We start from the raw sequence: 20,304 nt of genomic DNA on the forward strand, positions 1-20,304 counted from the left end.
AGCTGGTGGGTGTCACCGACCACCGCGGCGGGCGGCTCGGAGCACGTCGAACGGACGACTGGACCGAGGTCACGCTGCTGGCGGCGCTCGAGGTGCTGGAGGCGTCGCGGGGGAGTCGCCTGCGTTACACGGCGGTCTTCGCCGAGCGGCGCCGGCGCGAGAAGGCAGAGCACCGGCGCCAGCCGACGCGGGGCGACTCCCAGGCGCTGCACCGCGCGGAGTGGTTCAAGGACGTCGACGAAGCCGCGAGGCGTCAGCCGAGCCGTCGGGAGATCCGCCGAGCACGTGGCTGACGGGCGCGCCCGCGACGTGCGGGAGGTCATGTCACGAGCGCGCGGCACGCCTCCCGGTCCTGGGGGAGGCCGCAGTCCTCGAGGACCCGGCGCGCCTCGTCGTCCCCGGACGTCCAGACGCGGTCGGTGTCGACGAGGGCGTCGAGCAGGGCCCGCTGGGAGTCGCTCAGGGGGCGGTCCGGGCCGTACGGCTCAGGGAAGGCGAAGCGGGTCACCGCGCCCCAGCCGTCCGCCACGCGGAACGGGTTGTCCCTGACGAAGCGGCACGCCGCCGGGGCGATCGTCTCGAAGCTCGGCCGGCGAGGAGGACGCGCACATCCGCCCCGAGGTCCGTGAGCACGTCGACGAACTCGTGCCGAGGCTCGGTGCTGCGGTCCATCGCCGTACGGATGAGCGCGGCGGCCTCCTCGCGCCGGTCCGCGAGGGGCGGCAGGAGGGCGATCGCCCCGAGCGGGCGCGCGTACAGGTAGGCGTCGCCGGGTGAGGACCTCTCCACCAGCGTCCTGACCGCCGGGTACCCCTCCGCGAGGGCGTCGACCCCCAGCGGGAGCATCCACGCCGGGGAGCCCCACTGGATCCAGTCGTCCATGCACCAGGCGGTCTTCTCGAGGAAGCCCACGATCCCCTCGACGGTGTCGGGGTGCGCCCTTCCCTTCGCCAGCAGCATCGTCACCACCCGGATGGCCGGCGGGCCGGCGCTGAGCACCGCCCCTGGTGGAGGATCGAGTCCCGGAGGTGCCGCACGGCCGCCTCGCGGGCTGTCCCGCTGGGACTGCGCTCGAGGGCGTGGAGGTGGCCCGGTGCCCCGGTGACGCGCCCGCTCAGCCCACCTTGACCAGCTGCCACTGCTGGTTGGTGCCGTTCCAGTCGGAGTACTGGACGATGTTCCCGCCGTCGCTGGTGGAGGCACCCTGCACCTCGACGGCCTTGCCGCTGTTCCGGGCGATCAGCTGGACGTAGGCGTCGATCGTCTGGATGCTGAACTGCTGGTTGGTGCCGCCGTGGTCGCTGTACTGCTGGATCGCCGCGCCGTCGGCGGTGGAGTTCCCGCTGACGTCGAGGATCTTGCCCGACAGCCGCGACTTCACCTTGTAGTAGCCGTTGCCGGTGCTGACGAACTGCCACTGCTGCTGGTTGCCGCCGTTGCGGGACCACTGGGTGATGCGTGCGCCGTCCGCGGTGGACAGGTTGTACACGTCGATGGCCTTGCCGCTGTTGCGGTTGACGAGCGTGTACCAGGCCGAGGTGTCCACCGGACCGGTGCCGGGGTCGGGGGTCGGGCTGGGCGTCGGGGTAGGGGTCGGCGTGGGAGTGGGGGTCGTGCCCCCCGACGGGTTGCCGATGCTCCCCGGCACGGCACGCAGCGCCGCGTACCAGGCGGCCGCCATCTTGTCGTAGCCGTTCGCGTTGGGGTGCACGCCGTCGGGGAGGTCGGAGAGGCTGACCGCCCGGTTCATGTCGACGAGGTGCACGCGCTTGCCGGCGTTGGCCCTGCTCGACACGATGCCGGGGATGGCGGAGTTGTAGGACTGCACCTGCGAGTTCGCGTACGAGACCGGGATGAGGGTCGCGACGAAGACGTCGGTCTGCGGGGACGTGCTGGTGATCTTGTCGATGACCCCCGCGAGCCGGTTCGGTGCGTTCGCCAGGTCGCGGTTCTGGCTGATGTCGTTGGTGCCGATGTGCAGCAGCACGGTGCGCGGCTGGTACGTGCGCACCCAGTTGACGACGTTGGCGTCGATCTGGTCGATCCGCCAGCCCGAGTGCCCCTCGTGGTCGTGGTCCCACAGGCTCGACGGTCCGTTGAAGCCCGACCCGACGAAGTCCGTGGTGTAGCCGTCCTGGGCCAGGCGCTGCCACAGGCCGACGCGGTAGCCACCGCCTCCGGACATGCCGATGCCTTCGGTGATCGAGTCGCCCAGGGGCATCACGCGGGTGCCCCCGTTGCTCTCGGCGGAGGCGGGCACGGTCCCAGCCGCGACCCCTCCGGCCAGTGCGACGCTGAGCGTGACGGCGAGCAGCAGCCGTCGGGCTGTTCGATGCATGTGGTCTGCCTCCTGGAGCCGGCCGCGCTGGCGCCCCGTTGCGCCGATGTGAACGTTCACGCGCGGATCGGCCACACTCTGGCACGGGGCTCGTGGACGTGCGATCGGCGCAAACGATTAGGTGCGGGGTGTGGGAGCCGGGGTGTGGGAGCCGGGCGTCGGGGGCGGCGTGGAACGACGCCGTGGGATGTGGGGGACGTGCGCGGAACCCGCACGGGGGCGCATCGACTCCAGGGAGGCCCTGTGGCTGACGCTCGTGAGCTCCTCGACGCCAACCTGCACCGCGTGTTCAGCGACAGGGACGCGGACGCGCGCCGTCGCGTGATCGACGACATCCACACCGACGACGTCACGTTCACCGAACCAGAGGGCACCGTGCACGGCCGCGTCGCTCTCGCCGAGCGGGCCTCTGCCCTGCTCGGGAGAACCCCGAGCACCTTCGAGTTCGTCGAGGACGGGCCCCGGTACGTCGGCACCAGTACGGGTGCGCTCGCCTGGGCCGGCGCCGCCGTGATGGGTCGATGGGTACCCGGGTCGGTTCCGGGCTCCGGGCTCCGGGCTCCGGGCTCCGGGCGCCGCGCGGCGCCGCGGATCGCCCGGAGCCTGAGACCCTGTCGCCCGCCGCTGGGCCGGCCTGGAGGAACTCTCCTCGAACGAGTCCGAGCCCGATGCGATGACCTGCGGTGGGGCACGTCTGTGAGACGGCGCGAGTCTGACCAGCGTGTCCGAGTCCTCAGTCCGGCGGACGAGGGCCGCGGCGTTCGCCCGAGAGGGCGCCGGACGGGAGGGCGTCGAGCGCCTCGATGATCGTTCGCTCCTCGTACGCGAGGTGGGACTCGAGGATGGCCGCGAGCCCGTCGACCTCGGCGCGTACCTGGGCGAGCTCGTCCGCGCCCGCGTCCGGCGACGTCGCGGTGAGGCGGTGCGCGCAGGTCGTCGCCCGGCTCTACGGGCTGCAGCTCGAAGAGCTGAATCGCTGACGTGGCGGAGTTCGTCCGCTCCGACCCGAGCATGTGGGAGGCGATCTTCGCCGACCCCTCTGTCCCGCTCGACCGGGCGGTGGTCCGGCAGGTCATCGACGACCAGCGACGCCCGCCCCGGCGCTGGCTCTACCCGATCGCGATGGTGCTCTCGCGGGTGCTCGTCACGATCATCCGCGTGCTGAAGCGCGTCCTGCCCTTTCGGTGGATGCCGCTGGGGACGATGGACTTCCTCTGCGCTGGTTCCTGCGGCGGTGCGTGTCACCCGACGCCGTGGACCCGCTGCTGCGCCACTTCGCCATCGAGACGAACCCGGTGAACTTCATCATCCGCAACACCCCGGTGGGCATCGAGCCCGTCACGCTGCGTCCCGAGTCGTTGTCCGAGCTGGGCGACCAGGCCGTCGTCGAGCACGACGTCAACGTGTACGACGTGCTCGTCGCGCTGGACGTCGTGCCGCTCGTCGCGCGTGACCCGCTCGACTTCCGTCAGCTGACATCCCGCCGCTCGACGCCGAGCGGCACCGCCGGCGACTGGTCCGCGTCGACATCCAGACGGCGCTGTGCTTCATGAACATCCCGTCCTCGGTGGCGCTTAGCTCGGACGAGTACCGCCGAGCGGTGCACTCCCTGCGGTTCGACGACTCCTTCCTCGAGATCCTCGCCGTCATCACCGGCGACGACGCCTTCCGGCACTGGAAGCTCGACGTGACCTGGCGTAGATCGCACAGTCGAAACGCGAAACGCCGGACAAATCACCCCCGCATGCAGGAGCATCGGTGCGCCGGTAGGTCCGGCACGACTTCTGGGGGCATCGATGTCGCACGCGCGCCGGATCTCTGCACGCTCGTCCTGGAGGGCTCCCGTCGTGCTCACGACGGTTCTCGCCCTCGTGCTGGGCCTGGCCTGGGCGCCTCCGGCGACCGCGGCGACTGCGCCCTCCGCCGGCCCGATGCCGGCGGCGGTGGCGGACGCTCCGCCACCGAGCCTGCAGCCAGGGGCCGGGCAGTTCGTCCCGCTCACGCCGAAGACGCTGCTCAACGGAGTCGGGCTGGCGTCCGGCGGTACGACGTCGATCACGGTCGCAGGCGCCAACGGCGTGCCCGCCGCGTCCGAGGTCTCGGCCGTGGCGGTGCAGGTCGTGATCAAGGGCAGCGGCACCGCCGCCGGCTGGACGCAGCTCTGGCCGACCGGTGCCACCCGCGGGTCCGACAGCACGGTCAACTTCATCACCTCGACCTACCGCGCGAGCTACGACGTGGTGCCGACGTCTGCCGACGGCGCGATCTCGGTGTACTGCAGCCAGGCGTGCACGGCCTACGTCCGCCTGCGGGGCTACTACACCTCGGCCGCCACGAGCTCGGCCGGGACCACCTACGTACCCCTTGCGCCGAAGGCCGTGATGAACGCCGCGGCGTTCGCCGCCGGCGACGTCAAGACGCTCACCCTCACCGGGGCCAACAGCGTCCCTGCCGCCGACCAGGTCGCCGCGGTGGCGCTCGAGGTGATCAACGCGTCCGGCGGGTCCGGCACGGTCAAGGTCTACGAGGCCGGCACCACCACCGGGGCCGAGGCGGGCACCGTCTGGGTCGGCGGCACCGGTCAGACGCGGAGCAACTTCGAGACGGTCAAGACGGCGACCACCGGCCGGGTCAGCCTCTCCAGCACGGCAGCCGCGACGGTCACCGTCATGCTGCGCGGCTACTTCCTGAAGCCGACCGCGACGACGGCAGGGGCGACCTACGTGCCTCTGGCACGCGCGGCCGTGGTCAGCGGCGCAGCCCTCGCGGCAGGGGGCACGACGAGCCCGTCCCTCGCCGGTGCGAACGGCATCCCTGCGGCGTCCGCGGTCGCGGCCGTCGCCCTCAACGCCGTGGCCTCGGCCCCCACCGGCAACGGTTTCCTGCAGGTGTACCCGACCGGCACGACACGACCGACCGATCGGTTCGTCTCCTACACCTCGGGGTCGTCGATCAACGGGCACGACGTGGTCCGGCTGTCCGATGCGGGGAAGGCGACGTTGTACGCCTCGGCCGCCACCGAGCTCACCACCCGGCTGCGCGGCTACTACCAGAAGGCGACCGCCCCGCAGGCGCCGACCGGCGTCAGCGCTGTCGCTGGCAACGCGAGCGCGTCCGTCACCTGGACTGCACCTAGGGACGGCGGTGCCACGATCACCGGCTACACCGTCCGGTCGACCGCCGGCGGCGACACGATCTCCGTGCCCGGCAACGTCACCACCGCGTCGTTCTCCGGCCTGGCGAACGGCACGGCGACGACCTTCACCGTCACGGCGACCAACGCCGTCGGCGCCGGGGCGGTGTCCGCGGCCTCCGCGGCCGTCACGCCCACGACGAGCCCGGCCGGCGGGCCCGTCATCCTGGGTGCACTGCCGCGCGACGGCGCCCTGACCGTCTCCTGGGCACCCCCGGCCCTACGGGACGCCGGTCCGATCACGGGCTACGTCGTCACGACGCACCCCGGTGGCGCCAGCGTGACCGTTGACGCGGACGCCGTCGAGGCCACCGTGGCGGGGCTGACCAACGGCATCGGGTACTCGGTGTCGGTGGCCGCCACGGACGCAGGCGGCACCGGCGTCGTCACCACCCATCCCGTCCCCGTCGCGCCCGAGCCTGCGAGCGTCCCGCTCGCGCCCGTGCTCCAGTCCGCCCTGCCGTACGCAGGCCGCGTGGACCTCCAGTGGGTCGCGCCCGTCGACGGGGGCTCCGCCATCACCGGCTACCAGGTCACGATCACGCCCGGGGGGAGGGTCGTCGACGTGGCCGCCGACACGACGGTGACCTCGGTCAGCGGCCTGACCAACGGCATCGCCTACACGTTCGCGATCACCGCCACCAACGCGGCGGGCACGAGTGCCGCTGCGACGAGCGAGCCAGTCGCCCCCGTCGCGAGCCGCGTGCCGGGCGAGCCCGTCGACCTGACCGCCTCGGTGACGGCTCCCGGTGCGATCAGCCTCTCCTGGACGGCACCCACCGACCCGGGAACCTCCGCGATCACCGGGTACCAGGTCGAGAGGCTGCCCGACCGCGTCCTGACCGACGTCACCGGGACGACCCTCGACGTCACGGGGCTGAGCACGGCGACGAGCTACAGCTTCGTCGTCAGAGCCCGGTCCGCCGTCGGCCTCGGCACCGGACCGACCAGCACCGCCATCGCACCGGCGCTGCTGGTGAAGGAGACCCCGGTCGTCCTGACGGCAGAGTCGATGGCCACCCTCACGGCGCTGAGGTCGGACGGTTCCCTGGTCTTCTCGGCCGCTCCCTCCCAGGTCGTCGGGCTGACGCCCGGCACGATCGTCATCTCCGATGCCGTGCCCACCGCACCGCGGGGCTTCATCGGGCGCATTGCGTCGGTGACGACTGCCGAGGGAACGACCACCGTGACGACGACCGAGGTCGGTCTCGACGAGCTGCTGACCGCGGGTGCGACAGCCTCCACGGACACCGTCAGCGCGAGCGACGACGTCGTGTTCGAGGCCGCGATCCCGGGCGCGCGACTCGCTGCGGCGACAGAGGGGGCCCGCGCTGCGGCAACGCAGGGGGCCTTCGCTGCGGCAACGGACGGGCCCCGTCACCGGGCCGGGGATCCCGGCACCGGGATCGGGCTGCAGAACGGCAGCGTCGTCATCCAGATCGACACGGAGCTCGGCTCCATGGGCAACTTCGCGACCCGCCTGGAGTCCACCGTCCAGCTGACCCCTGAGTTCGACCACGAGATCAGCTGGAGCCAGGCCGACGGCCTGAAGACCCACTTCGGCCTCGCCACCACGGTCGCCGCCGAGGCCCGGCTCAAGCTCGGGGGTGGCTTCGACGACCTCGATCGGGAGATCTCGGTCGGTACGCTGCGGCCCGGGTGCACCACGGTGCTGGTCGGACCCGTGCCCGTCGTCCTGTGCTCCGAGATCGCGGTGACGGCGAGACTCTCCGCGGACGTCTCGGCGGGGGTCACGTTCGCGGCCACGTACTCGCGGACGGTCGGTGTCGAGATCCACACCGACGGCGGCGAGGTCACGGCGACCCCCATCGACTCCGGTGGGCAGGAGGGCGTCGAGAAGCCGGTCCTCTACGGCGACGCCACGGCGCGGGTCGAGGTGGGACCTCAGCTCGGCGTGTTCCTGTACGGGCTCGCAGGGCCGGGCGTCGAGATCTCGCCCTACCTGGAGGCCAGGGCGGACACGAGCGCCAACCCGTGGCTCGAGCTGCGCCTCGGCTTCAAGGCCCGCGCCTACCTGGAGCTGAAGGACCTCTTCGGCGTCGGCTTCAAGTGGGACAAGGTGGTGTTCGACACCTGGGTCTCGATCTGGAACAGCGGAGGTCCCCTGGCAGGCATCACGGCCATCCCGGGCTCCAAGAGGACGACCGTGGGTACTCCGGTCACGTTCACGGTGAGACGGCACCTGATACCCGAGTCCACCGCAGTGACCTGGAAGGTCGTCTCGGGTCCCGGCACGGTGGACTCGTCGGGCGTGTACACCCCAACGTCCGCGGGGACGGCAGTCCTGGAGGCGTCCACCTCGGACGGTCGCTTCACGACGAGGGTCACGGTGCTGGTAGGACCGTCCGCGCCACCCGGCGCCCCGACGGACGTGCAGGTCTACCCGGCGCTGCAGGGCGTGAACATCACCTGGACACCACCGAGCGACACCGGTGGCGCGCCGATCACCTCCTACACGGTCACGACGGTCCCGGCCACGACCACCGTCACGGTCCCCGGGACGGCAACCTCTGCGACCATGATCCTGCCTGCCGGCATCTACCAGGCGCGGGTCCTGGCGACCAACCGCCAGGGACTGAGCAGCCCGTACTCACTGCTGTCCCCGGCTTTCGTCATCCTGGACGTGCCGGGGGGTGTCGAGGGGCCGCCGAATCTCCTGTCACGTGCCGCCGACGGCAGCCCGGACAGTGCAGCGAGCTCGGGTCGTCTGGGCGTCCGCCTGTCGGACGACGGGCGGTACGTCTTCCACTTCCTCTCGACGAGCAGCAACCTCTCCCCCGTGCGGGAGGGCTCGTGCTGTGGTGGCGACTACATCGTGCGGTTCGACCGCCAGACCGGCGAACGTGTCCCTGCGAGCGTCGACGCGCTGGGCAACAGGGAGGTCCCGGATGGAGCGAACGAGTCCGCCTGGGCTGACCAGCCGGCCTTCGACACCGACGCCGACGGTCGGCTCCTCGGCTACTCACCCCAACGGTCGAGGACTGTGCGCATCCGTGACCTCCGCACCGGGTCCGTGCTGACGCTCGACACGAGGGGCCTGACGTCCACCGAGCAGGTCGACCAGCTCGAGCTCAGCAGCGGCGGCGACAGCATGGTCTTCTCCACCTATGACAGCTCGGCGCGCGATCGGCGCGTGTACCGCTGGACACGCACGGACGGCGTGGTCGAGCGACTCGACCTGTGCCAGCACCCGGCGGGCGCGGCCTGTGCCGGCCCCGTGGAGTGGCACTCGTCCGCGGACGGTTCGGCGATCGCGTACACCGAGTACGTCGAGGCCGGCAAGTACCACGCGGACGTCATGGTCTGGACGAGTGCGGGCGGGGCCATCCGCAACCTCACCGCCAATACGCCCAACTGTCCTGGCGACGGTTGCATGTTCCGGCAGGCGCCCCGGCTCTCCGGGGACGGCCAGGTCGTCACCTTCACCGCGACGAGAAGGCAGCGCACCGCGACGTCCGGGCTCGAGTACGACGACGTCGGCGGTGTCGTGATCGGCCGGGCGACCGGGGACCTGTCGACCGCGTCGCCGATCCTGTCGGACACGACGGTGCGGACGTACGACAGCAGCGGCAGGGTCGTCCGGAGGGTCTCGACCCGTCACTACCCGGCGGCGGTCGACGCCACAGGCCAGCGGCTCCTGGTCAGCGTCTCCGGCGACGAGGTGTCGGACGTCCTGGTCACCGACGCGGCCGGTGCGACCAAGGGCAGCCTGGGAGGCTCGGGCATCGGCGCCGAGATCGGCGTTGCACACGCCGCGCTGTCCGGTGACGGACTCTTCGCCGTCTGGACCCTCGCGGGGAGGGCCCCCCAGGTCCAGAACTGTGACCAGAAGGTGGGAACGCCGAACACCAACTGCGCGAACGTGTTCGGGAAGACGCTGAGCTGACCCTCGAGCTGCCCCGCACCGGCCACCGCGTCTCCTCGGAGACGGTCACCCGGTGGCCGGTGCGGCTCGGGATCGTCGGGCGCCGCGACATCGACCCCGGCGGGTCCGCGATCCGGGCTGACATCCGACCGCTTCGCTGTCATGCCGGGTGGGCGACGTCGGCGGTGTCCTGAGAAGTCGCGGAGGTCACGGCGCGCAGACAGTCGAGCCGTCAGCAGCGACGTCGCAGTCCCACACCTGGGCCGCCTCGACGACGTCCGCAGGGACGCTGCTCACCAGTGACCGCATGACCGAGCACCGGCACGAGCGTCGCCCTCATCGGCTTCCTGTTCGTCGGGCCGTTGTCGTCGGTGCTCGTCATGACGTGGGTGGCGTCGGGGTGGCGCCCCTGAGTGCCTCTGGAACTGCGCACGTTGGCAGACCCTTCGCTACGGTGGCGCGGAACCCCCCGGCGCGCACCGGCCTCGCCACGTCACGGCGTCTCCCATGAACCACGATCCCCGGCGCCTCCGGATCGGAGCGCCGTGCGCCCGCTGACCGTGCCGCTCGTGGTGGACTGCCCGAGCTGCAACGGGTTCTTCGGGCTCGAGGCGCGCGACCGCCTGGAGGCCGTGATCCGCCGAGGCGCACGACGGGGCCGACGGGTCTCGGCTGCCGTCCGCCCGCTCGACGCACGTTTCGAGGCGGCGACCGTCCCGACGGGGTCCGCAGCCTCCCGCGGTGGTCTGGCCTACCCAGATGCCGTCAGTACTCCTCCCACCCGGGCCAGACGATGCGCACGACGGGGGCCTCGTCGCAAGAGCGTGGCCACAGTCGAAGCCGGTAGCGCTCCTGCGGCTCCTCGCTGTGATCCGACAGCGGTGCGAACCCGCCTCCCGACACCCGCAGGCGGTACGGCCCTCGCGGGATGCCATTGACGGAACCGCCCTGGTCGGTGCTCAGCTCGAGGTCCAGGCGCCCTGTGTGCAGGTCGAGGTCGAGATCCACCTCGTGGTCCCACCCCGGGCCGGCTGGGTCCCCGGACGGGGGTTCCGCCTGCCACACCTCCACCTCGACCGGGGTGCCCGTGCTGTCCTCGGAGGGGGTGACCACGGTGACCACCCCACCGGCCGTGCCGACGAACCGGCCTGACGCGGTCGCGTCGTCGAGCGCGTCCCCGGCTCTCGCGCCGTCGCCTGTGCCGTCGTGCAGCCAGAAGTGCCCGTTGTCGACGGGCAGGACGACGTGCGCCACGGCCAGCGGCCTGATCGTCATCGCAGCTCCCGCCTCGTGTGCGTGGGCGGACGCCGGCTCGGGTGGTCGGGGCGGGCACGGCGACCGCCCGTGCCCGCCCCTTGCCCTGGGCTCAGCGTCGCGAGCTCACCGCTGGATGGTCACCCGACCGGACCGAAGCTCGCTCGGCTGCGCCTGGTCCAGGTCGTAGCTCGAGCCGCGGTTCGTGTCGTAGCGGGGGAGCTCCGCCGGGTAGCTCCCGGCCCCACCTTCCCAGACCACCGTCCGGAACCGGTCGGGACCAGGTCGGCACCCCGCGACGCCGCCGTTGTCGCACCCGTCGTACCCGTAGAAGACGACCCCGCTGGGCACCCCGCCCACGGTGCCCCGCGCCAGCGCCGCGGTCTTGCCGTCAGGTGTCACGACGAGCCAGTCCATGCTGCTGTCACCGGGGGCGTCGAAGCGGAAGGTGCTTCCGTCCACCCAGGCGCGCGCGGTCCCGACCGGTGTGGTGGCGCCGGCCGAGTAGTAGCGCCCTGTGAGGTGGAACCAGCCCTGAGCTGCCGATCCCGAGCCGGACAGCGAACCGGCCGGCGCGTTCAGGGAGCCGTCCGCGTTCGTGAAGCCCGCCTGCGGGTCGTAGACGACGATCATCCGGTCCGCCGAGTCCGACGCCCCGTCGTCGTCCGTGACGGTGACGGACATCGTGAACATGCCGGCGCGGGTGAAGGTGTGGCTCGTGTCGCACGTGCTCGACGTCGCCGCGTACTCGCTGCTGCTCCCGTCGTCCCACGTCACGGTGCACCGGTGCGAGTCGTCGCCCGCGTCGGTGAACGGGGCGTCCAGGTCCACGGGCGTCCCGACACGGAACAGCTGCCACTCCCGGGGGCCTTCCAGGCGCAGCACGGGAGCCGCGTTGGCCACGGTCACGAGTGCCGTGTCGCTGACCGCCTCGTCCGAACCGTCGTCGGAGGTCAGCGTCACCTCGAAGGTGCCGTCGTCCGTGCACGTGATCCAGGTGTCCGTCGCGTACTCGTCCGTGAAGGTGCACGTCGCCCCCGCGTCCACCCCGTCGAGCGGGCGGACGGACCACCGCAGCGACTCCTCCTCGGCGGCATCACCCTCGCCGTCCAGGAAGATCTCGGTGCCCTCCGTGCCCGTCACGTCCGGGCCCGCGCTGACGACGGCGTTGCCCGGAGGGTCGCCCGGTTCGCCGTCGTCCGTGATCGCGACGTAGAAGGGGTCCCGGTAGTGGAAGATGCGGTCGCCGTCGAAGTAGTGCCCGAGCGTGCTGCCGGCTGATCGGTTCTGCCCGCGGTTCACCGCCTTGACGGAGAAGTCCCAGTCCGGGTTCGCGGCGCCCTCGACGGTCGACCGGAACGGGTACTCGTCGCAGTCCTGACCCGTGCCAGGCCTCAGTGCGGGCGGCAGGCCCAACCCCACGTACTGGCCCGTCGCTTTGCAGGCCCCGTTCTTGTGGCTGGTGTTCAGCTTCGTCTGGGGGTCACTGTTCGGTAGGCGGTGAAGCGGCGGGTCGTCTGCATCACCGGTGAACTTGCCAGGGATGCGCTTGGGGCGCTCCGGCGACACCTTCGGGTAGGTGGAATCCGGGTTGTCCTGCGCCTCGCGGATGTGCTCCGCGACCTCCTTCTGCTTCAGGCTCACCGTCGAGTACCGGAGGTGCGGGATGACGTCGAAGAAGACACAGGCGTCACCTTGGTTGCGGAAGTACGTGCCCGAGTCGCAGCGCAACGTGCGGCTCGCGGACTTCCCTCTCGTGATCACCTTGTACTGGTCCTCGTCGGACCCCTGATGCGTGACGAACCATTCGTGCAGCAGGCTGAACTCGGGGTTCTCGGAGGTCTCCGGCTTGCCGGCGACCACGGTGAAGGAGATCCACTCGGAGCCTTCGTCCCACTCGCTCCAGGTCCGGACCACGGGCGTCGGGTCCACCGCGCAGCGCAGGTCGGAGATCTCCAGCGTGCCGCACTGGACGTCCAGCGAGAGGTGCATGCCCGGCGCGGTGAAGTTGTTGTCGATGGGGTCGCCCCAGTCGTACTCCGCCGAGTCCTCCTCGGTGCGCAGGAAGACCCGGATGGCGCGGCCCTGCTTGCTGCCGTACGCGATGAGCGAGTAGTCGATGGTGCTGGTGCCTGCCTTCTCGACGGGCACACCCTTGTTGTCGACCTCCCAGTACTCCGTTTCCAGATCGGCCTTCCGGCAGAACAGGAAGCGGTTGTGCACCCGGCCGAGCTGCGTCTCGGCACCGGGTGCGGACAGGCAGTCCTGCAGGTCTCCGGCCAGCGGTGCGGTGGGCAGGTCGACGCCGACCGCGGCAGCGGCCATCCCCCCGGCCTCCGGTCCTCCCGGCTCCGCCGGGTTGCCGGACGCAGAGGTGGCTGGCTCCTCGGTCGCGGCCGCCTCCAGGTCGTCGGCGTCGCGGAAGGTGTACTGGTGGCCCTCGAGGGCGCGTGCCCGCGCCCGCTCCAGCAGCTGGTCCTGCGTCAGGGGCGTCGCGTCCGGCGCGGCGTCCCGTACGGGACCGGTGGCAGCGACCGCTGGGGAGGCTCCCTCGTCGGCGGCGTTGCCCGAGGCGGTCCATGCCGTCGCGGGATCGGTCTCGGCGGCCGCTGCGGCCGCCGGTTGCAGGGTGAAGGACGTGGCGACGAACGCGGCCGCCGTCGTCAGGACCCACGCAGAACGTCGTCGGTGGTCGGCAGATCTGGCCGGAGTCGTCGCCCGGCTCGATGAGCGCCGGGACGTGGCCCCGGCGCGCCTGACGGCAGGCAGCATGGAAGAACCCCCATCTCACGATGCGTGATCGGCGCCGGTGCCACCCGCCCGCCGCCGTAGCGGCCGCGTCGTGACGTCCGACGTCGCGCCGTGACATCCCCTGTAGTTGCCTTGTGCGCCGTAGCGCCTGCTCCGGTAGGCGATCCCCGCCGGTCGGCGCGAACGCACCGGCGGCGACCGGCCTGACCGGAGGCGCGACCCCCGTCGTGCGCTCGCCAACCTAGCCGCCGTCGCGGGGGTCGGTAAGCGAATTCCCCATTCCAAACCTTTAAGTCATGGCGGGACCTGCGACGACCCCCGGGCGGCCGGAGGCGGACCGGCCCGCTTCGTGACCTGCCTCCGCCGGGCCTACCGCAGGGCGCGCAGGTCGTCGAGGTCGCCGTCGAAGACGTTCATGTCGATGAACGACTCCTCGCCGTCGTACCCGTCGAGGCGGTCCCGGTTCGAGTACTGCCAGAAGGTCCACACCCGTTCGTCCGACATGGTGGGCGGCACGATCACCGACCGGATCCAGATCGGCGTGCCCGGGAAGTGGCCGGCGACGTACCGGTCGTACGCGCTGCCGGTCGCGTAGACGATCGGCTCGATGCCGTGGTCGCGCAGGGTCTCGATGAGCGCGGTCAGCTCCGGGCGGACCTGCGACGCATCCGGGGGGTCGGCGTGGAACGTCCCGTAGTACTCGACGTCGATGGCGACGGGCAGCAGGTCCTCGTCGTCCGGCACCGTCGCGAGCACGTGCTCGGCCTGCGCCCTGCCGCTGCTCTCGAAGCTGAAGAAGTGGTACGCACCGACCAGCAGCCCGGCCTCACGCGCCCCGCGCAGGTTCGCCTCGAACTCCCGGTCGACGAACGACGAGCCCTCGGTGGCCTTCACGTACGCGAAGTCGACGTCCTGCCGGGCGATCGTCGGCCAGTCGACGGTTCCCTGGTACGCGGAGACGTCGACCCCGCGGACCTCGTAGCGCGCCGCGAACAGACGGTTCGGCCACACCAGCCCGCGTTCGACGAGCACCGCCCCGAGCGCGACGACGACGATCGTCCCCGTCAGGGCGATCAGCAGGACACGGATGCGACGGCGGCTCGGCACCGCGCCAGTCTGGCGTCGTCGCGCGTCCTGCGCGCGCAACGTCCACCCGACCGGCCGCGGACGCTGCGTGCCACGACCTGGTCGCCGAAGCGCGCACCGCGCCCGGTCATCGGGTGTAGGAACTCGCGGAACTAGTCCGCCGTCCGACGCCCTGACCCCGACGTGGACAGCTCCCTGAGAACGCCGCCGTCTCACTGTCGTGTCCGAATCCTCAGAAGCAGTACGGGGCGGGCTGAGCTGCAGGGGTGCGTATGACCGGGCCGATGGCGGGGCCTCGATATCGTGCGGCCCATGTACCGCGGCCTCCTCGTCGACCTGTACGGCACCCTCGTGCACGAGGACGACGAGGTCCTGGCACCGATCTGTGCCCACGTCGCGCAGCTCGCCGGTGTCGAGCCCGGCGCCGTGGCGCACGAGTGGTGGCGGCGCTTCGGCGAGGCCAACCGCGCGGCCCACGGTGACGCCTTCCGTCTGCAGCGGGACCTCAGCCACGAGACGCTCGCGGAGACGATGCAGCACTTCGACGTGCGGGGCGACGCGGAGGACCTCTGCCGGCCCCAGTTCGACTTCTGGCGTCGTCCTCCGGTCTTCGCCGACAGCCTGCCGTTCCTGCAGCAGGTCGGGGCGCCCGTGTGCGTGGTCTCCAACATCGACCGGGACGACGTGCAGGCGGTACTGGACCTGCACCACCTGCCGGTGGACGCCGTCGTCACGAGCGAGGACGCCCGCGCCTACAAGCCTCGCCCAGAACCGTTCGAGCTCGCTCTGAGCGCTCTGGGGCTGCAGGTCGACGAGGTCCTGCACGTCGGGGACTCGCCGTCCGCCGACATCGGTGGTGCCCGGGTGCTCGGGATGGCTACGGCATGGATCAACCGCAAGGGCCGGCGTGCCCCGGCGGGCTGCGAACCGACCTTCACGGCGGGCTCCCTCCACGAGCTGTCCGAACAGCTGCGCCTCGGCATGCGGCGCAGCTGATCGACACGAGGAGGCGAGCGCGCAGACGGGGGGGCAGGACCCGTCCAGATCCTCAGTGGTGCGCGGACACGTCAAGGCGACGGCGGGCACGCGCCGGACACGCTGACGCGAGCCGGACAAGCGGGATGCGAACCCACATCAGGTGGCTGTAGGAGCTCATCGAACCTGTCCGGGGGCCGAAGCTCTGGCCTGCGGTGGGACAAGTAGGTGAGGCGGCGCGCGTCTCAGTTGGCTGTCCCAATCCTCGGATGCGCTGCGGCCACTGGGTGGTGCGTCAGCTGTGCAAGTGGCGATGTCGTCGACGGTGAGAGCCGGTTGCCCGCGGCGGGCGGCGGGTCACGGGAGCCAACGACAGCGGCGGCTCAGTGCCTCGGCAGCCCGCGCGTCGCCATCGGGCGCGCCAGGACGCGCAGGAGCACTGATCACCGTGAGCGACTCGCTAGGTTCGGGATCGTGGTCGTCACCTCCCTGCGCCGCTACCCGGTCAAGTCGATGGGTGGAGAGGCGCTGGCCTCAGCCGAGCTGGACCATCGCGGGTTCCACGGGGACCGCTGGTACGCCGTCGTGGACGGCGACGGCCGGTTCGCGTCGGTCAAGGACACCCGCCGGTTCCGCCGGCGGGACGCCGTCGTGCGCTACACGGCGTCGACGACGGCGGACGGCCAGGTCGAGGTTCGCTCGGACGACACGAGCTGGCTCGTGGGCGACCCGCTGCTCGACCGGCACCTCACCACCGCCATGGGGAGCGAGCAGCGCATCCTGCCCGAGGCTGCCGTCTCGCACCAGGACGCCGGTGCCGTCTCCCTCGTCGGCACCGCGACGATCGCATGGTGCGCAGCCCGGTGGGGCGGCAGCGACGACCCTCGGCGGCTGCGCGTCAACATCGTCGTGGAGACGCAGACGCCGTTCATCGAGGAGACGTGGGTCGGCCACCAGATCGCCCTCGGGTCCGCCGCGCTGACGGTCGTGGAGCGGATCCCACGGTGCCGGATGATCGATGTCGAGCAGGACGGGACCAGCCCGCGTGCCCCATGGCTCCGGTCGCTCGGCTCCGAGCGAGATCTGTACCTCGCGGTCTACGCCGACGTCAGCCGACCGGGTGTGATCACCCTCGGCGACGAGATCTCTGTGCTCTGAGCCGAGGACGGGCCGCAACATCCGACCGGACAGGGTGCGTCAGGCGACGCTCGGCGCACGGCCCACCGTCGCCCTCCCAGTCAGTCGGAGTGTAGGAACTCATCCGGCTTGTCCGAAGAGCGACGCTGTGACCTGCGATCGGACAAGTAGATGAGACGGCGTTCGTCTCAGCAAGTTGTCCGGATCCTCAGGTACTTGCTCCGCGGGTTCTACATCAGCCTCGGCAGCCCGTACATGAATGCGATGGTGGCGAGAGTGGTGGAGAGGACCGGGTGTGCCGTGACGATCCAGAACGCTTCGGGCCACCGACGGCGGGCGTCCTTCAACCGGTTGATCGGCAGGTTGACCCGCGCCGTAGGGACATCGAGTGGTGCCCAGCGTGCGCGCATGGCTGTGTCGCTGGCGGTGATCGTGTCCCGCACTCGGAGGAGCACACCTCCCGTCGCACCTATGACGAGGTGGTGGTCGACGGCGATGTCAGTGCCCCGGCTGCCCTGGTCGAGGAAGGGCACTGTCTGGACGAGCTCGATGCGGGAGATCCGGGATCGTTCGATGCGCCGCTGACGGCCGGCCCGGCTCCTCCACTGGACAGCCTCGGACGTCACGACCGCTCGCTTCCAGCTGGTCCGGAGTGCTCGCGGGTAGCGGGTGCGAGCCGCGTCCGGCCGCACGCCGAGCAGGAAGTCCACAACGATGCGCCGGACCCCGGGACGAACAGGTCGCGACGATGTGCCTGCCGGGTCGTGTTGGGCCACTTCCACGCATCGGCCTCGACAGGCGCCAACTTCATCGTTCCGCAACGCTCGGCCGACGGCCTGAGCTGCACGGTCGCGACGTCGCCGGTGCCCAGACTGGGGGACGGGGTGGCGTAGGGGGCAACAAGACGGCTGATGCACGAGTAGGCGACACCCGGGAACAAACTCCGCCCACCCAGAGTTGAGCCCATCAGACTCAACTTCCGCCGCCTCCAGTTGCCTCGCGCCCCCGGCGCACCGCAGACTTGAGCCCGGCGGACTCAAGACGTCTCAGACCACAGCACGTCGGAGCCTCACCCGGCTCCAGGAAGAAGGCACACACATGGCACGAGCAGTCGGCATCGACCTCGGCACCACCAACTCGGTGGTCGCCACCCTCGAGGGCGGCGAGCCCACCGTCATCGCGAACGCGGAGGGGTCGCGCACGACTCCGTCCGTGGTCGCGTTCTCCAAGACCGGCGAGGTGCTCGTCGGTGAGGTCGCCAAGCGTCAGGCGGTCACCAACGTCGACCGCACCATCTCGTCCGTCAAGCGCCACATGGGCACGGACTGGTCGGTCACCATCGACGACAAGAAGTACACGGCGCAGGAGATCAGCGCCCGCATCCTCGGCAAGCTGAAGCGCGACGCCGAGGCGTACCTGGGCGAGCCCGTCACGGACGCCGTCATCACGGTCCCGGCGTACTTCAACGACGCCGAGCGTCAGGCGACGAAGGACGCGGGCACGATCGCGGGCCTCAACGTCCTGCGCATCATCAACGAGCCCACCGCCGCCGCCCTCGCCTACGGGCTCGAGCGCGGCAAGGAGGACGAGAACATCCTCGTGTTCGACCTGGGTGGTGGCACGTTCGACGTGTCCCTGCTGGAGGTCGGCAAGGACGACGACGGCTTCTCGACGATCGAGGTCCGCGCGACCGCCGGTGACAACCGCCTCGGCGGTGACGACTGGGACGCCGCGATCGTGGCGCACCTGGTCACCGAGGTGAAGAACACCACGGGCGTCGACCTGTCGAAGGACAAGATCGCCCTGCAGCGTCTGCGTGAGGCGGCGGAGCAGGCCAAGAAGGAGCTGTCGTCCGCGACGAGCACCAACATCTCGCTGCAGTACCTCTCGATGAGCGAGAACGGCCCCATCCACCTGGACACCAAGCTGACGCGCGCGCAGTTCCAGCAGATGACGCAGTCGCTGCTCGACCGCGTGAAGGCGCCGTTCCACCAGGTCATCCGCGACGCGGGCATCTCCGTGAAGGACATCGACCACGTGGTCCTCGTCGGCGGCTCGACCCGCATGCCGGCCGTCTCCGAGGTCGTCACCGAGCTCACGGGCGGCAAGGAGCCCAACAAGGGCGTCAACCCGGACGAGGTCGTGGCCGTCGGTGCCGCGCTGCAGGCCGGCGTCATGAAGGGCGACCGCAAGGACGTCCTGCTCATCGACGTGACCCCGCTGTCCCTCGGCATCGAGACCAAGGGCGGGGTGATGACCAAGCTCATCGAGCGCAACACGGCCATCCCCACCAAGCGGTCCGAGATCTTCTCCACGGCCGAGGACAACCAGCCGTCCGTCCTCATCCAGGTGTTCCAGGGCGAGCGCGAGTTCGCACGCGACAACAAGCCGCTCGGCACGTTCGAGCTGACCGGCATCGCCCCTGCCCCGCGCGGCATGCCGCAGATCGAGGTCACGTTCGACATCGACGCGAACGGCATCGTGCACGTGTCCGCCAAGGACCGCGGCACGGGCAAGGAGCAGTCGATGACGATCACCGGTGGCTCGGCCCTCCCCAAGGAGGACATCGACCGCATGGTGAAGGACGCCGAGGAGCACGCCGCGGAGGACAAGAAGCGCCGCGAGGAGGCCGAGACCCGCAACACCGCGGAGCAGCTCGTCTACCAGACGGAGAAGCTGCTGGCCGACAACGCGGACAAGCTGTCCGACGACGTCAAGGGCGAGGTCCAGGGCGCCGTCACGGAGCTCAAGACCGCGCTCGAGGGCACCGACGTGGACGCCGTCAAGGCGAAGCACGCGGCCCTGCTGACCGCGAGCCAGAAGATCGGCGAGGCGCTCTACGCCAACCAGTCCGCGGCCCCGGCCGCTGACGAGGCCCCGGCGGGCGCCGGCTCGACGACCTCCGACGAGGACGTCGTCGACGCCGAGATCGTCGACGACGAGGACGACAAGAAGTGACCGAGGACCGCACCTCCTCGGGGCGCACCCCCGACCCCGAGGAGACCCCCCGGTTCACCGACAAGCGTCGCGTCGACCCCGAGACGGGCGAGGTGCGCGAGCCCACCCCCGAGGAGGCCGTGCTGGCCGAGGCCGAGCAGGTCACCACGGAGGCGGAGGAGTCGGTCGTGCTCGAGGGCCTCGTCGAGGCCCAGAAGCTCGCGGCCGAGCGCCTCGACGAGCTGCAGCGCGCCCAGGCGGCGCACTACAACCTCGAGCAGCAGTACAACGCGTACGTGAAGCGCTCCAAGGCCGAGGCGATCACCGCCCACGACCGCGGGGTCGCCGCCGTCGCCGAGGCGCTGATCCCGGTCCTCGACGACATCGAGCTGGCACGCCGGCACGGTGACCTGTCGGGCCCGTTCGCGTCGATCGCGGAGAAGCTCGAGGGCACGCTGGAGCGCTTCGGCGTCGTGCGGTACGGCGAGGCCGGCGAGGCGTTCGACCCGGCCGTGCACGAGGCGCTGATGCACTCCCACGCGGAGGACGTCACGGAGCCGACGGTGCAGCAGGTGCTGCAGCCCGGCTACCGGACCCCCGACCGGATCCTGCGGGCCGCGCGCGTCGCGGTCGTGGACCCGGAGGCCTGAGGACCAGCATCATCAGCACCACACGACGCGGGGGCGGCGGCCGGACCACCGGCCGTCGCCTCCGCAGCACCGGGAGAACCACCACGGACACGCAAGC

The 20,304-nt window shown here is 71.1% G+C and carries 13 protein-coding genes and 2 pseudogenes; 8 read left to right on the forward strand and 7 right to left on the reverse strand.

Features of this window, described 5'->3' with window-relative positions; genetic code table 11:
• Positions 1-5 precede the first annotated feature (5 nt).
• A complete protein-coding gene (locus tag NP075_RS02175) occupies positions 6-293 on the forward strand; it encodes a hypothetical protein (protein ID WP_227564865.1) in 288 nt (95 codons plus the stop codon).
• 26 nt (positions 294-319) lie between these two features.
• On the opposite strand, the gene NP075_RS02180 is transcribed toward NP075_RS02175, so the two are convergent.
• From NP075_RS02180 to NP075_RS02190, 3 genes are all read right to left on the reverse strand, one after another.
• Positions 320-508, reverse strand: a complete 189-nt coding sequence (locus tag NP075_RS02180; RefSeq protein WP_227564866.1) for a hypothetical protein — start codon at positions 506-508, stop codon at positions 320-322.
• Positions 505-960 carry a hypothetical protein gene (locus NP075_RS02185; protein ID WP_227564867.1) on the reverse strand — a complete coding sequence of 152 codons (456 nt, stop codon included), beginning with the start codon at positions 958-960 and terminating at the stop codon, positions 505-507. Before NP075_RS02185 ends, NP075_RS02180 begins: the two co-directional genes overlap by 4 nt.
• 154 nt (positions 961-1,114) lie before the next feature.
• On the reverse strand, positions 1,115-2,338 hold the full coding sequence (locus NP075_RS02190) for an RICIN domain-containing protein (protein WP_227564868.1): 1,224 nt from the start codon (positions 2,336-2,338) through the stop codon (positions 1,115-1,117).
• Positions 2,339-3,349: 1,011 nt separating this feature from the next.
• On the opposite strand from NP075_RS02190, the pseudogene NP075_RS19125 reads away from it, so the two are divergent.
• The 3 genes and pseudogenes from NP075_RS19125 to NP075_RS19130 all read left to right on the forward strand — a co-directional run.
• Positions 3,350-3,959, forward strand: a pseudogene (locus tag NP075_RS19125) (DUF6999 family protein); the annotation flags it as partial.
• 226 nt (positions 3,960-4,185) lie between these two features.
• A complete protein-coding gene (locus NP075_RS02200; RefSeq protein WP_308054144.1) occupies positions 4,186-9,438 on the forward strand; it encodes a fibronectin type III domain-containing protein in 5,253 nt (1,750 codons plus the stop codon).
• Positions 9,438-9,554 (forward strand): annotated as a pseudogene (locus NP075_RS19130) (IS481 family transposase); the annotation flags it as partial. The gene NP075_RS02200 and the pseudogene NP075_RS19130, both read left to right, overlap by 1 nt.
• 628 nt (positions 9,555-10,182) lie before the next feature.
• Here the strand turns inward: NP075_RS19130 and NP075_RS02210 are convergent.
• The 3 genes from NP075_RS02210 to NP075_RS02220 all read right to left on the reverse strand — a co-directional run bounded on the left by NP075_RS02210 (position 10,183) and on the right by NP075_RS02220 (position 14,529).
• On the reverse strand, positions 10,183-10,692 hold the full coding sequence (locus NP075_RS02210; protein ID WP_227564870.1) for a hypothetical protein: 510 nt from the start codon (positions 10,690-10,692) through the stop codon (positions 10,183-10,185).
• 105 nt (positions 10,693-10,797) lie between these two features.
• Complete coding sequence (locus tag NP075_RS02215) at positions 10,798-13,443, reverse strand: PKD domain-containing protein (RefSeq protein WP_227564871.1); 2,646 nt, start codon at positions 13,441-13,443, stop codon at positions 10,798-10,800.
• Positions 13,444-13,791: 348 nt separating this feature from the next.
• Positions 13,792-14,529 carry a GH25 family lysozyme gene (locus NP075_RS02220; protein ID WP_227564872.1) on the reverse strand — a complete coding sequence of 246 codons (738 nt, stop codon included), beginning with the start codon at positions 14,527-14,529 and terminating at the stop codon, positions 13,792-13,794.
• Positions 14,530-14,820: 291 nt separating this feature from the next.
• Here NP075_RS02220 and NP075_RS02225 point away from each other — a divergent pair, with 291 nt between their 5' ends.
• Complete coding sequence (locus NP075_RS02225) at positions 14,821-15,504, forward strand: HAD family hydrolase (RefSeq protein ID WP_227564873.1); 684 nt, start codon at positions 14,821-14,823, stop codon at positions 15,502-15,504.
• Between the two features lie 453 nt (positions 15,505-15,957).
• Positions 15,958-16,641: an MOSC domain-containing protein gene (locus NP075_RS02230; protein WP_207378943.1), complete on the forward strand. Its 684-nt coding sequence runs from the start codon at positions 15,958-15,960 to the stop codon at positions 16,639-16,641.
• Positions 16,642-16,850: 209 nt separating this feature from the next.
• On the opposite strand, the gene NP075_RS02235 is transcribed toward NP075_RS02230, so the two are convergent.
• Positions 16,851-17,246, reverse strand: a complete 396-nt coding sequence (locus tag NP075_RS02235; RefSeq protein ID WP_227564874.1) for a hypothetical protein — start codon at positions 17,244-17,246, stop codon at positions 16,851-16,853.
• Positions 17,247-17,718: 472 nt separating this feature from the next.
• Between NP075_RS02235 and dnaK the strand changes: the two genes are divergently transcribed.
• Complete coding sequence (dnaK, locus tag NP075_RS02240) at positions 17,719-19,578, forward strand: molecular chaperone DnaK (protein WP_227564875.1); 1,860 nt, start codon at positions 17,719-17,721, stop codon at positions 19,576-19,578.
• Entirely contained in the window at positions 19,575-20,207 is a 633-nt protein-coding gene (locus NP075_RS02245) for a nucleotide exchange factor GrpE (RefSeq protein WP_227564876.1), read from the forward strand. The genes dnaK and NP075_RS02245 overlap by 4 nt, the downstream gene beginning before the upstream one ends.
• Positions 20,208-20,304 lie beyond the last annotated feature (97 nt).

The organism is Cellulomonas wangsupingiae (genome assembly GCF_024508275.1).
In the GTDB taxonomy this organism is placed as follows: domain Bacteria; phylum Actinomycetota; class Actinomycetes; order Actinomycetales; family Cellulomonadaceae; genus Cellulomonas; species Cellulomonas wangsupingiae.

Coding starts and splice junctions, on each gene's coding strand:
- NP075_RS02185 (WP_227564867.1), bottom strand. CDS start 960: ATGCTGCTGGCGAAGGGAAGGGCGCACCCCGACACCGTCGAGGGGATC.
- NP075_RS02190 (WP_227564868.1), bottom strand. CDS start 2,338: ATGCATCGAACAGCCCGACGGCTGCTGCTCGCCGTCACGCTCAGCGTC.
- NP075_RS02210 (WP_227564870.1), bottom strand. CDS start 10,692: ATGACGATCAGGCCGCTGGCCGTGGCGCACGTCGTCCTGCCCGTCGAC.
- NP075_RS02215 (WP_227564871.1), bottom strand. CDS start 13,443: ATGCTGCCTGCCGTCAGGCGCGCCGGGGCCACGTCCCGGCGCTCATCG.
- NP075_RS02225 (WP_227564873.1), top strand. CDS start 14,821: ATGTACCGCGGCCTCCTCGTCGACCTGTACGGCACCCTCGTGCACGAG.
- dnaK (WP_227564875.1), top strand. CDS start 17,719: ATGGCACGAGCAGTCGGCATCGACCTCGGCACCACCAACTCGGTGGTC.